Origin of the sequence: Heyndrickxia sporothermodurans, assembly GCF_003055045.1 — a bacterium.
GTDB classification, from domain to species: Bacteria; Bacillota; Bacilli; order Bacillales; family Bacillaceae_C; genus Heyndrickxia; species Heyndrickxia sporothermodurans.
This window is the reverse complement of the sequence record NZ_NAZB01000028.1, coordinates 1-13,403: the sequence shown is the minus strand read 5'-3', so window position 1 is coordinate 13,403 and position 13,403 is coordinate 1. Positions and strand designations below refer to the sequence as shown.

Annotated in this window: 11 protein-coding genes, 1 pseudogene, 1 riboswitch and 1 other annotated feature; of the genes and pseudogenes, 8 read left to right on the top strand and 4 right to left on the bottom strand. The window is 35.1% G+C overall.

Features of this window, described 5'->3' with window-relative positions; genetic code table 11:
• Nucleotides 1–3: 3 nt before the first annotated feature.
• The 3 genes and pseudogenes from B5V89_RS12745 to B5V89_RS12735 all read right to left on the bottom strand — a co-directional run.
• Complete coding sequence (locus B5V89_RS12745; RefSeq protein ID WP_066225886.1) at nucleotides 4–1,002, bottom strand: DUF3231 family protein; 999 nt, start codon at nucleotides 1,000–1,002, stop codon at nucleotides 4–6.
• Nucleotides 1,003–1,088: 86 nt separating this feature from the next.
• Nucleotides 1,089–2,546, bottom strand: coding sequence for an amino acid permease (locus tag B5V89_RS12740; protein WP_108072312.1), 1,458 nt, complete (start codon nucleotides 2,544–2,546; stop codon nucleotides 1,089–1,091).
• Nucleotides 2,547–2,646: 100 nt separating this feature from the next.
• Nucleotides 2,647–2,838: riboswitch (Lysine riboswitch) on the bottom strand.
• An 89-nt stretch (nucleotides 2,839–2,927) separates the two neighbouring features.
• A pseudogene (locus B5V89_RS12735) lies at nucleotides 2,928–3,965 on the bottom strand (amino acid permease); the annotation flags it as partial.
• Between the two features lie 168 nt (nucleotides 3,966–4,133).
• Between B5V89_RS12735 and B5V89_RS12730 the strand changes: the two are divergent.
• Together B5V89_RS12730 and B5V89_RS12725 are read left to right on the top strand one after the other, a co-directional pair.
• Complete coding sequence (locus B5V89_RS12730) at nucleotides 4,134–4,301, top strand: twin-arginine translocase TatA/TatE family subunit (protein WP_181294311.1); 168 nt, start codon at nucleotides 4,134–4,136, stop codon at nucleotides 4,299–4,301.
• A 141-nt stretch (nucleotides 4,302–4,442) separates the two neighbouring features.
• Complete coding sequence (locus tag B5V89_RS12725; RefSeq protein ID WP_235598306.1) at nucleotides 4,443–5,516, top strand: AI-2E family transporter; 1,074 nt, start codon at nucleotides 4,443–4,445, stop codon at nucleotides 5,514–5,516.
• Nucleotides 5,517–5,564: 48 nt separating this feature from the next.
• Here B5V89_RS12725 and B5V89_RS12720 read toward each other — a convergent pair whose 3' ends face one another.
• Entirely contained in the window at nucleotides 5,565–6,713 is a 1,149-nt protein-coding gene (locus B5V89_RS12720) for a 3D domain-containing protein (RefSeq protein WP_244913492.1), read from the bottom strand.
• Nucleotides 6,714–6,987: 274 nt separating this feature from the next.
• Between B5V89_RS12720 and B5V89_RS12715 the strand changes: the two genes are divergently transcribed.
• From B5V89_RS12715 to proS, 6 genes are all read left to right on the top strand, one after another.
• On the top strand, nucleotides 6,988–7,716 hold the full coding sequence (locus B5V89_RS12715; protein ID WP_066231104.1) for an amino acid ABC transporter ATP-binding protein: 729 nt from the start codon (nucleotides 6,988–6,990) through the stop codon (nucleotides 7,714–7,716).
• A 21-nt stretch (nucleotides 7,717–7,737) separates the two neighbouring features.
• Nucleotides 7,738–8,541, top strand: coding sequence for a transporter substrate-binding domain-containing protein (locus B5V89_RS12710; protein WP_066231107.1), 804 nt, complete (start codon nucleotides 7,738–7,740; stop codon nucleotides 8,539–8,541).
• 72 nt (nucleotides 8,542–8,613) lie between these two features.
• Nucleotides 8,614–9,264 (top strand): amino acid ABC transporter permease, encoded by a 651-nt coding sequence (locus B5V89_RS12705; RefSeq protein WP_066231112.1) that lies wholly within the window; start codon nucleotides 8,614–8,616, stop codon nucleotides 9,262–9,264.
• A 17-nt stretch (nucleotides 9,265–9,281) separates the two neighbouring features.
• Nucleotides 9,282–10,013: an amino acid ABC transporter permease gene (locus tag B5V89_RS12700; protein WP_084347608.1), complete on the top strand. Its 732-nt coding sequence runs from the start codon at nucleotides 9,282–9,284 to the stop codon at nucleotides 10,011–10,013.
• A gap of 220 nt (nucleotides 10,014–10,233) precedes the next feature.
• A complete protein-coding gene (locus B5V89_RS12695; protein ID WP_066231115.1) occupies nucleotides 10,234–11,256 on the top strand; it encodes an AI-2E family transporter in 1,023 nt (340 codons plus the stop codon).
• A gap of 58 nt (nucleotides 11,257–11,314) precedes the next feature.
• Nucleotides 11,315–11,527: a binding site (T-box leader), on the top strand.
• An 89-nt stretch (nucleotides 11,528–11,616) separates the two neighbouring features.
• The gene (proS, locus tag B5V89_RS12690; protein WP_213087603.1) at nucleotides 11,617–13,014 is read left to right on the top strand and encodes a proline--tRNA ligase; all 1,398 of its coding nucleotides are present in this window, start codon (nucleotides 11,617–11,619) and stop codon (nucleotides 13,012–13,014) included.
• Nucleotides 13,015–13,403 lie beyond the last annotated feature (389 nt).

Here is a 13,403-nt window from a genome sequence, read left to right as displayed (position 1 = left end):
AATTTACTTTTCAAGTTTTTTCCTATTAGGAACGGAAGGAGGTTCTTCCAACCATTTTCGTTCTACCGCTAGCTTAAATCCTTTTTTCAAATATAATAAAATTTCTCCAATTAGCTTGCTATATTCTCCTGATAAATCGGTTCGTAATGAACCGGATAATGCATGGCCAATTAAAGTAATATCAATAGCATTTAATACATTAAACAAATTCATAATTAGCTTATTTGAAAAAGGGGAAATCTTAGAATCGGTCACTTCCATGTTAACCGATACAATTCCGAGAAGATCTTCAGCCTTTAATAATTCATTAAAATAATCGATTTGTTTTAATGAGATATCCTTGCCTTTTTTAATATAGTTTTTAATTTCTTTATCCTTAACTACCTGTAATAGCCCTGTACATAGCACTATTGAAAAGTAATTTCGTTCAATATTGTAGAAAATTTCCGTTAGTTCATTTACGTTTAACGGTCTGTCTTTATACAGTAACCCGCTTATGTATGATGAAGTTTCAATATAATTTACTTCTGTCGGGTATGGAATATTCGGCGGTCTGTCATAAAGCCCTTTCGACAACAATAAAGCTGTTGAATCCCCGTACAGTTTAGAGGCCCCCTGGAGGGAATCAGTAAAGAATGCAATCATGTCTTTTCTTGATAAATTCACAAGTGCAAACGAATAAAAAATCATATCCATTCTCGCCAAATTATATAAAAAGCTTAAAGCGAAAGGATCGTAGAAAAGGGGTGGAGCGGTTAAGTCAATATCCTTATCGGTAAACCCGTTTGGAACAGGTAGTTTTTCTTGAGAAAAGATAGAGTTGAGTCTCTTTATCCGTAAATTAGTGGAATCTAATGTATTTTGAAGCATATCTTTCATCTCTTGGTCTTTTATATGATGCAGAAAATAAATAAGAAGACAGCGAGTCATTGTACTGTTCATGTAAGTAGACCAAAGGCTACCGATTTCGGCGCTAGTTAATCGTATATGTTTTTCCGCCATTAGGTCATCACTCCTTTTCCTTATATTTTGATGTCATATCTCTTTTTATACTTGAAATAAGAAAGACCGTCTAAAGACGGTCTGATTTAATTAATATATTTTTCAGTACTGAAATCACACTGTTCAAGTGGAACGATTCTTGTTTTTTTAATAAATTTGTAGCTCAACCATACAATAATAAATAGTGGTAATCCAATATACGATACTAAAACACTTGTCCAATCAATTTTATCTCCTAAAAAGGCAGAATAGTTTTGACCAAGGATGACAAACGCGCAGAGAACGAAGGCGAAAATAGGACCAAATGGAAACAACTTAGATTTATATGGTAAATCATTTAAGTCCTTTCCTTGAGCTACATATGCTTTACGGAATCTGTAATGACTAATGGCAATGCCGAGCCATGCAATAAAGCCGGACATCCCCGATGCATTTAATAACCAAACATAGACGACTCCATCACCAAAGAAGGATGCTAAGAACGCTAAAGTTCCAACTAAAGCTGTGACAATTAATGCATTCGCAGGTACACCATTCTTATTTAATTTTGCTAAAAACTTCGGTGCTTTTCCGTCACGAGCTAAATCCCAAAGCATCCGGGTCGATGCATACATTCCTGAATTTCCGGCCGATAATACAGCTGTTAAAATAATGGCATTCATGACAGAAGCCGCAAAGGCAATTCCCGCTTTATCAAAAATAATTGTAAATGGACTCATTGCGACATCATCGGTTGCTAAGTTCTTATCTGTATACGGAATAAGTAAACCAATGACTAAAATGGCTAACACATAAAACAATAGGATACGCCAGAATACTTGACGAACGGCTTTTGGAATATTTTTTTCAGGATCGTCACTTTCTCCGGCTGCAACGCCAAGAAGCTCAGTCCCTTGGAAGGAAAACCCCGCAGCCATAAATATCCCAAGCGTAGACATAAATCCACCATGGAATGGTGCATCACCAATCGTAAAGTTTTTAAAACCAACTGGTTCGCCGCCCATAATTCCAAATATCATCAAAAATCCTGTAATAATAAATACGATGACCGTAATGACTTTAATAAGGGAAAACCAAAATTCGGCTTCTCCAAAACCTTTAACAGATAGATAATTTAATAGAAACATAATTACTAAACAAATACTGCTCCAAATAAGTGATGGTGTATGAGGAAACCAAAACTTCATGATAATCGTGACAGCAGATAATTCCGCGGCGATTGTAATCGCCCAGTTATACCAGTAGTTCCAGCCAAGAGCAAATCCAAGTGATGGATCGACAAATTTTGAAGCATACGTACTAAACGTTCCGGAAACAGGCATAAAGGCAGCCATCTCTGCAAGGCTAGTCATTAAAAAGTAAACCATAATACCAATTAATAAGTAGGATACAATAACTCCACCAGGACCAGCTGTGTGAATGGCACCGCCGCTGGCCAAAAATAGACCGGTCCCAATTGTACCGCCAAGGGAGATCATTGATAAATGTCGGGATTTTAATTTGCGTTTAAGCTGTTGTGTGCTGTTTTCTATTGATGTTTGCATGTGGTTGTTACACTCCCTTAAAAAATATTGGAAGGAGTGGGGAAAATAAAAATGCCGTCAAAAAAGGTTTGACGACATTGTAACACCCCGCATCATACCTTCCGAAGATAGCTCAACACGTTTAGTTGGAATCAATAAACGTGACAGTTCTGTTCCTATTTGGAGACAGCCCCAGCCGATAAATCCAAAAGAGAAGTATCAGCTTCGGCAGCTATTCCTTTCAAGCGGAGTCATCGAAATCTTTTGTTTCTCGTCCGTCCTACTCTTAATAGCCGCGACCTCTACCCCATCGGTTTGATGAGGATTTTTAATTATTAAGTTATACAATTTACTATTATAAAATAATTTTACGATTTTGCAATAGAGAAATTTGGTAATCGCTTATTTCTTAAATTTATACGGAAGTGTAGCAACGACAATATCTTTTCTCCATAAAAGTCTCGCGCGAATTAATAATGCTGATTGATTGTGTAAAATATTGTGCCATCTTTTTTTCGGTATAAATTGAGGAACAAGGACTGTAACCATATAATGATTTTTAATAGCTTTAGCCTGAACAGTTTCTAAAAACTTATTTAATGGATAGATGATGCTTCGATAGGATGAATATAATGTCACTAATCGAACCCCATTGTTTAGCTCTTCCCATTTTTTCTCCATTTTCTTCTCATCTTCTTTATCAAAAGCAACATAAACGGCAATTACTTGATCTGTCAACGATTTTGCATAATTAATGGATCGTTCAACAACAGTTGTGACTCCAGCGATAGGAACAATAAACACGTTTCCTTCAATATCTTGGGCAATTGGTTGGGATACACGTAATTGCTCACCAACTGCTTCATAATGACGTTTAATTTTATGAAAGATGAAGACAACAATTGGTAAGAAAATCACGACAGCCCACACATGATGAAACTTTGTTACAAAAAGAATCGTTAATACGAGAAATGAAATTAGCGCACCGACTAAATTCGTAATTAACTTAATCACCCATCCCTCAGGCTTTTGTCTTATCCATTTCAAGATCATTCCTGTTTGGGAAAGTGTAAAAGGAATGAATACACCTACCGCATATAAAGGAATTAAATGCTCTGTTTTCCCTTTAAAAGCAATAATAAGAATAATCGAAGCAATACTTAAGAAAATGATCCCGTTTGAATAACCTAAACGATCTCCTCTTATTGAGAACATGCGGGGCATGTATTTATCTTTTGCTAAACTATAAGCTAACATCGGAAATGCTGAAAATCCTGTATTCGCTGCGAGAACTAAAATTAAGGCAGTTGTCCCTTGGACGAAATAATAAAGGAAATTACGCCCAAATGTTTGTGCAGCAATTTGTGAAACGACCGTCTCGTTTCCTTTTGGAGCAATTCCAAACCAATAGGCTAAAAATGTTATCCCTGTAAAAAGAATTTCTTAGCTTTTTACTATTTTTTCTATTCAAAACAACATGGAGAAAGCAATGTTCACCATACGTCCATTTTTTGTTGCTTGAAAATTAAAGTATTTAGGATTAAAATAGCCCTAGAACTTATTGTGATTGTAATTATGAATGATTAATTACATTTAGGAGATGAAATAATGGGTAACTTAGGATTCGGAGAAATTCTGTTAATTGTTGTTGTTGCTCTGTTAATTTTCGGACCATCTAAATTGCCAAAGCTAGGAAAAGCTGCTGGTGAAACATTAAGAGAATTTAAAAAGGGTATGAGAGGAATTATGGAAGACGATCCAAGCGAAAAGAAATAATTCCGGCGATCATTTCTTCATACTCCATTCGTTAACCACAGGGAAACTACCTGTGGTTTTTTGCTTTTTTTATTTATAGTGAAATATTTCTTTTATATGAGAGGGAAATTGATTATTATAGTAGAAAAGCAGGTAATAGGGGTGTTTAAAATAAAAAAGAAGTTTTTGAATATTGGAATTGGGATGATTATCGTTCTGGTTATCATTTGGCTATTAAATCAAGTTAGTTTTGTATTTACCCCGCTAGTTATTTTTATCCAAACTTTGTTTATTCCTTTTCTCATTTCGGGGATTTTATATTATTTGGCAAGACCAGTTGTGAGGCTGTTAGAAGGATGGAAAGTTCCAAGAAAACTTGCGATTATGCTCATATTTGTTGCGCTAATTGGGATTGTTGTTACGGTAGTTGAATTAGTCGGTCCATTATTACAAGATCAATTTAAACGTTTAATAGATAATGTACCAGATATGGTAAAGGCAGCGCAGGACGCATTAAATTATTGGCAAAAAAATCAGGAATACATTCCTCAATTTGCAAAGGACATTATTGCCAGTGTAACGACTAAATTACAAACGAACGCTTTATCAACGGGTGCAGTTGTCGCAAAGGTTCTAAGTAACGTATTCGGTTTCCTTTTCTCACTCGTCATTGTTCCGTTCATTTTGTTCTATATGTTAAGTGATCGTGATAAATTCGTGCCGAATGTGACTCGCTTTTTTCCAAAGTCGAAAGAAAAGGAAATTCGTTCTGTTTTACACGATATGGATAAGGCATTGGGCGGTTATATTCAAGGACAATTAATTGTGAGCTCTGTTGTAGGGATTCTCTTATTAATTGGCTATTTAATTATTGGATTGGATTATGCGTTGATTCTTGCATTATTTGGAATGGCGACGAATGTTATCCCGTTTCTCGGTCCATTTATTGCGGCAACACCAGCAGTTATTGTCGCTTTCTTCCAAAATCCGATTATGGCGGTTTACGTTATTATAGTAATGTTTGTTGCCCAACAAATTGAAAGCAATCTCGTTTCACCGCAAGTAATGGGAAAAACGTTGAATGTCCATCCACTAACGATTATATTGCTTATTTTAGTAGGGGGAAATCTTGCAGGGGTATTAGGAATGATTTTGATTATTCCAACATACGCTGTGTTAAAAGTTGTTGTTTTACATATTTATCAATTAATTCGCTTAAGAAAAATAGAAGAATAATAAAGAAAGAGCGGTCCCACTATAAGGGAAACGCTCTTTCTTTTAGTATTAATTTAAGATAATGATTTTTACGGTTTTCCGTCCCCAAGCTTTGGCTTCTTTGCTAGAGGGTTTGAGTACATCAATTCTATGTCCAATGATGGCACTTCCCGTATCGCCCGCGATCGCAACACCATAACCTTCAACCCAAACTTTTTTGCCAAGAGGAATAACTGAAGGATCGACTGCAATTAATTTCATATTAGGATTTTCCTTAATGTTATAACCTGATGCAGTAATATTTCCTTTCGTATCTTCATGGCTATAAGCAGTTGCTGTTACGTATAGCTCTTTCCCTTTTTTGGGCTTGTCATTATTTCTTCTTTGGGGAGTAGGTGTACTCGAACTTGAACTTGAACTTGTTTGTTTAGTAATACTCACTACTCTTTTCTTAGCTGCTTCCTGCTCTTTTTTAATCGTGTTTTGAATAGTAGTTATCTGTGATTGAAGCGACTCATTATTTTTCTTAGATTGTTTTATATCTTTTTCAATTGAAGCATACTTAGATTGAAGATTTGTTATAGAATCCTGTTTTTCTTGTAAACTATTTTCTAGTTTTATCTGAGCAGAAGCTAATGCTTCCTGATCCTTTTTTAAATCCGCTTCTTTTTTGGCAATTTCTTTTTTATCTTTTTCAATTTGATCGAGATCATCTTGTTGTTGTTCCAATATTTGATTATCAGCCTTTAATAAAACGGCTACGGCGCTTACTCGATCAAGAAAGTCACCGATACTTTCAGAATTTAATAATGTATCAATAATGATATTCGTACGATCATTTTCCTGTAAAGCAACGAGTCGTTTTTTAATAACATCCTCTCTTGCCAGTACTTGATCTTCCAATTTCACTATTTCCTCTTTTTTCTTTTCAATCTCTTCATTTGTTTCCTTTATTTTACCTTCTAAACTACTTAACTCTTTTTTATTTGTAGTAATCTCTGATTGTAATGATTGCCATTGTTGCTGTAAAGTAGTCAGTTCCGTGCCTAAGGCTTCTTTTTCCTTTTCCTTTTCTTGGACGGCTTTCTTATTTTGTTGCATTTGTTTTTTAACATTATGCAAGCTTTCTTGACTTGTTTCTGCTTGGGCTTTTATTGTCATTGGAATAAAAATAACGCTCATCATAAGTATGACAATAGCTCGCCTAATTTTTTGCATAATACAACCCCTTTCTGCTGTATATATAGTTATAACATAAAAAGTAGTATAGAAGATTACAAAACTATTAAATCGTTAATCGGATCAAAATTGTCGTAAGTAAAGCTATTTAAAAATAATAGAAAAAATTTTTTACCATAAAGAAGGGATTTTAGAGAATTAAGTCTAATATTAGATTATTATGGGGATTTAGAAGATTGTATAAAATAGATGAAACTAACATAGTTTAGGGAGAAGAAGGTTCCCTATTTCTTAATTTATTGGGGGGGTTCGATTGATAACATTTCGAAATGTTAATAAGCATTATGGGTCATTTCATGTTTTAAAAGATATTAATCTTGAAGTCAATCAAGGTGAAGTAGTGGTTGTCATTGGTCCATCTGGATCAGGGAAAAGCACGATGCTACGCTGCATTAACCGACTGGAAACAATTTCAGACGGCGAGCTCATCGTAAGTGGGATTAAAGTAAATGACAAGCAAACCGATATAAATAAATTACGCCGAAATATAGGGATGGTATTTCAACATTTTAATCTATATCCTCATAAGACTGTTTTACAAAATATCACTTTAGCCCCTATAAAAGTCCTCGGCGAAGATAAGAAAAAGGCTGAAGAAACAGCTATGTATTATTTAGAAAAGGTAGGAATCCCTGATAAAGCAAATTCCTATCCTTCTCAATTATCAGGTGGTCAGCAACAAAGGGTAGCAATTGCTAGAGGATTGGCAATGAAACCACAAGTAATGTTGTTCGATGAGCCAACTTCAGCATTAGATCCGGAAATGATTGGGGAAGTGCTTGAAGTAATGAAATCCTTAGCACAAGAGGGGATGACAATGGTTGTAGTCACACATGAAATGGGATTTGCTAAAGAAGTGGCCAATCGTGTCGTTTTCATGGATGAAGGGCGAATTGTGGAGGAAGGCAAGCCTGCTGACTTTTTTGCCAATCCACAAGCTGAACGAGCTCAGCTCTTTTTAAAACGTGTGTTAAATCATTAAATATATAAGGGGGAAAAGTAAATGAAGAAAATGAAAAAGTGGTTGTTTTTGGGGGTAGTGTTTACATTAATTGCTGCATTAATGGCAGGTTGTGGAAAGTCTTCGTCAGGAGATTCGAGTAAAAGCACACTAGAAAAGATTAAAGATCGTGGGAAATTTGTTGTTGGTGTTAAATATGATACGTATTTATTTGGTTACAAAGATCCTAAAAGTGGTGATGTAACAGGATTCGATATTGATATTGCTAAGGCGCTTGCAAAGAAAATCTTTGGTGATGAAAACAAAATAGAATTAGTTGAAATTACGTCTAAAACTCGTATTCCTAAGCTTAAAAATGGCGACATCGATGCCATCATCGCGACAATGACCATTTCAGAGGAACGCAAAAAAGAGGTAAACTTCTCCGATGTTTATTTTGACGCTGGTCAATCATTGCTTGTGAAAAAGGGAAGCCCAATTAAAAGTGTGGAAGATTTGAAAAAAGGAACAAAAGTTTTAGCTGTTAAAGGTGCTACTTCCGGAGAGAACGTGAAAAAGGTTGCTCCTGATACTGAACTGTTAGAATTTGAAAACTATGCAGAAGCATTCACAGCATTAAAGTCCGGTAAAGGTGATGCCCTTACAACTGACAACTCTATTCTTTATGGTATGGCTGCACAAGACAGCAACTATGAAGTAGTTGGCGGTACTTTTACAGAAGAGCCTTACGGAATTGCTGTTAAAAAGGGTGATAAAGAATTCACTGATTATATCAACAAATTTTTAAAAGAACTTAAAGACAGTGGAGAATACGACAAAATTAAAGAGAAGTGGATTAAAGAATAACTTTTCTTAGGAGGATGGGCTGAGGCTTGTCCTCTTAAAATATTAGCCTTGTTTTAAAAAGGGAGGGAGATTATGCTTGATTTCTCCGTATTAACTAATTATTTTGATTTGTATATGGATGGATTTCTTCAAACGATTAAAGTGAGCCTCATCGGCCTTGTTTGTAGTTTTGTATTAGGGGTAATTGTAGCAATCATGCGTATTGCCCCGTTTAAAATACTAAATTTCTTTGGTGCATGCTTTGTCGAGTTTATTAGAAATATTCCACTAATCGTTATTTTATTTTTCTTTTATCACGGATTGAGTTCAATATTTAATTTTAGTGGATTTGTAGCCGGAACGATTGCCCTTACAATTTATACTGCAGCCTTTATAGCAGAAGCTGTCCGTGCCGGAATTCAATCTGTTGATAAAGGACAAATGGAAGCGGCACGTTCATCGGGCCTTAATTATATCCAAACAATGAGGTACATTATTTTGCCTCAAGCAGTTAAAATTGTCATACCTCCAATAGGTAATCAATTTATAAATCTTGTTAAAAATTCATCCATACTTGGAGTAGCAGCAGGTTTAGAATTAATGTATTTTGGCGACTATATCGCACAAAAAAACTATGCCATTTTTGATACGTATATATTTGTTGGATTATTTTATTTAATATTAACCATCCCGTTAAGTTTATTTGTCAATTATTTAGAAAGAAGATTGGCAAAAAGCTATTAAAAGAGGGGGGATAAATGATGGATTTTGTAGGCGCGTACTCCAGTGGAAACATTAGCTACTTACTTAAAGGTTTTTTAGTTACATTAGAAGTTGCTTTTATATCAATTATTTTAAGTTTTGTTATAGGAAGCCTTCTTGGAATATTTAGATATGCAAAAATACCTGTTTTTTCAAAAATAGTCGCTGTTCTTGTTGAAGCAATACGTAATCTTCCCTTAATATTAATTATCTTTTTTACTTATTTCGCACTGCCTGAAGTAGGAATTAAAATGGGGGTTATGACAGCAGCTATTGCTGCATTAACGATTTTCGAATCGGCAATGATATCTGAAATCGTCCGAAGCGGTTTAAACTCTATTGAAAAAGGACAAATTGAGGCATCAAGGTCTTCCGGATTAAATTACGTACAAACGATGTGGCATATCATTCTTCCACAAGCATTAAAAAGAATGATACCTCCATTAGTTAGTCAATTTATTTCATTGTTAAAAGATACCTCCTTAGCAGTAATTATTGCTTTACCGGAACTTCTTCATAATGCACAAGGTATCTATAGCGGCCCAAAAGGCGGAAATCAAATCATTCCGATTATCATTATGGTAGCCCTAATGTATTTTGTTGTTAATTATGCATTATCACTTCTTTCTCGGGCATTAGAGAAACGTTTAGATACAACTCATAAGAAGGATAAAGGAAGGAATAAATTTCAAGGGAATAATCAAGAGGTATTGCCAAGTAATTTATCATAAAGAGCTGCCCTCGCAGGCAGTTTTTTATATTATCCGTCAATTTTCCCAACAATTAAAAACAAAAATTTAAGGATAAAAAGTATGAGACAAATTATTAGAAACATAAAATTATAAAAAAACATAAATTTTTTTGATAATATAGTATGAAAGTATGAGAAAATAAAGTAATATGTGAGGTGTAAGTTGTTTAAATTCAAGAGCTTGGGAGGAAAGCGATAAGATGGCAGAGTTTGTTAGCGGTTTTTTTCAAAAAAGAAGTGTAAAGCGTTTCATTATATTTGCTTTACTTGCACTTATAATATATTTTTTGAGAAGTATGATGAATTTAATACTGCTAACATTTATTTTTGCGTTTTTAATGGACCGTCTATCAGTATTTGTTTCTAGACGATTACATGTAAATCGCAAATTAACGGTTGTTGTCCTATATGTTGCCAGTGTCGGCCTATTATCGCTCGGTATTAGTAAATATTTACCGGTACTCATCAATGAAATAACCCAACTAATCAAGCAACTGATTGAATTCTATTCCCAGCCGCAAGATAATGTAGTGGTGAACTATATTGTTGAGAAGATAATAGAAAAAAATGAAATAACCAACTTTTTAAAACAAGGATTTACGTTCCTGCTTGGATATTTCACTAATATAGGAAAATTGAGCATAGATGTATTTTTATCTCTCATACTAAGTATATTTTACCTTTTGGAAAAAGAGAGACTCATTGACTTTACAAAGAAATTTAAAACAAGCAAAGTATCTCCGTTTTATGATGAGATTGAGTTTTTTAGCAAAAAATTCGCATTAACTTTTGGTAAGGTAATTGAAGCGCAATTTATTATAGCGATTGTAAATACGGTATTAACAACGATTGCCCTTTCCATTATGGGATTTCCGCAATTGTTTGGCTTAGCAATTATGATTTTCTTCCTAGGATTAATACCGGTAGCAGGAGTAATTATCTCACTAATTCCGCTTTGCTTCATAGCATATAGTATAGGCGGTTTTATTCAAGTATTATATGTAGTGATTATCGTAGTGATTGTTCATGCGGTTGAAGCATATGTATTAAATCCAAAATTAATGTCTTCAAAGACAAACCTTCCAGTATTTTATACATTTATTGTATTAATCTTTTCGGAGCATTTCTTCGGTGTCTGGGGCTTAATATTAGGAATCCCAGTTTTCGTATTCCTTTTAGATGTTCTAGATGTTCAAAATGAAAAGAATAAAAAGATAAAATAGTATAAAGTCGCTTGACATTGGATAAAAAAATTAGTATATTTTTTAAAAAATTATATATAAAAAAACGTTGAAAAGGACTAGTAGAGTGTGTCCGTCTTTTCTAGAGAGGAAACAATTGGTGAAAAGTTTCTAAAGACAGCATTTGAACCTGCCTTGGAGTTCTGTATCGATCTTACTTAAGATACAAGCGGTTTACACGAACCGTTATCAATAATGAAGTGTACAGCAATGCTGTAAATAAGGGTGGTACCACCAGACCTCGGTCCCTTTTAAGGAATCGAGGTCTTTTTGCGTTTAAAAAAATAGAAGGGAAGATGTATTGTGGCAAAGGATAAAAAGTTTGTTGAAGAGATTACCGCAATGGAAGATGATTTTGCACAATGGTATACAGATGTTGTAAAAAAGGCTGATTTAGTTGATTACTCATCAGTAAGAGGGTCAATGATTATCCGCCCATACGGTTTTGCCATTTGGGAAAATATCCGTGACATACTAGACGGAAAAATTAAAGAAACAGGTCATGAAAATATTTACATGCCTTTACTTATTCCTGAAAGTCTATTACAAAAGGAAAAAGATCATATTGAAGGTTTTGCACCTGAAGTTGCTTGGGTCACACATGGGGGTTCAGAAGAATTAGCAGAACGCTTAGTTATCCGTCCAACATCGGAAGTTCTATTTGGTGAACATTATGCGAATATCATACACTCCTATCGTGATCTACCTAAATTATATAATCAATGGGCGAATGTCGTTCGCTGGGAAAAAACAACAAGACCATTCTTACGCTCATTAGAGTTCTTATGGCAAGAAGGGCACACATGTCATGCTACAAGCGAGGATGCCCAGGAAGAAACGGCAAGAATGCTTGATATGTATGCTGAAGTATGTGAAAAATATCTTGCAATACCTGTACTTCGCGGTCGTAAAACGGATAAGGAAAAATTCGCCGGTGCAGTTCATACGTTAACGATTGAAAGCTTAATGCATGACGGAAAAGCATTGCAATCAGGTACCTCCCACTATTTAGGAACCGGCTTTGCCGAAGCATTCGGTATCCAATTTACCGACAAAAATGGTGAACTTCAAACTGTACACCAAACTTCATGGGGAATTACTACAAGAATAATCGGTGCGTTAATTATGGTCCATGGTGACAATCGCGGCCTTGTAGTACCGCCAAAAGTTGCTCCAAAACAAGTGATGATCGTACCGATTGCACAGCATAAAGAGGGCGTCCTTGATAAAGCATATGAGCTAAGAGATCAATTGAAGAAAGTTGCAAGAGTCGATATCGATGCAAGCGACAAAATGCCTGGCTGGAAGTTCAATGAATCTGAAATGAAGGGAATCCCAGTTCGTCTAGAAGTGGGTCCTAAAGACATCGAAAAAGGTCAAGTCGTCCTAGTTCGCCGTGATACAGGTGAAAAAATCTTCGTTCCAATGGCTGAACTCGAAACGAAGGTTGTAGAACTTCTTGAAGATATTCAAAACAATCTATTTGAAAAAGCAAAGGCACACCGTGAAGAAAAAACAAGTATTGCACGCAATATGGACGAATTCAAACAAGTACTTGTTGAAAATCCAGGCTTTATTAAAGCAATGTGGTGCGGCGATGTAGCTTGTGAAAACTTCATTAAAGATGAAACATCCGCAACATCCCGTTGCATTCCTTTTGAAGGTGAACCAGTTTCTGATACATGTGTCTGCTGCGGCGGCGAAGCGAAACACTTAGTCTACTGGGCAAAAGCATATTAATTTTATAAAAAATACAGATGAATGGGTCATCTGTATTTTTTTGTTTGTTTAGAAAACTATAAAATTCTAGACATGTGGATAACTGTTCGATAAAATGTTCGTATTAATAGTAGGAGTATCGGTATGAGTAAGCAAGTCGCAGAGGTATTTCAATATCATTATCAAAAGAGAAGCAAAAAACGAAATTTGACCGTTAGGGTTATTACCGTTATTCATTACATTAGGTTATGTAAATTATTTTGTGTAAATGATTTTGTTACCATATTTTTGACTATACTAAAATATATGTTCTTACCTGCTAGGGGGATAGGGCAATGCTGGGGAGCAACCCGAGCACCTAGTAGGGTTCTGCACAAAAGGAGATGGGGTTTCCCCATCTTTTTCTCCTT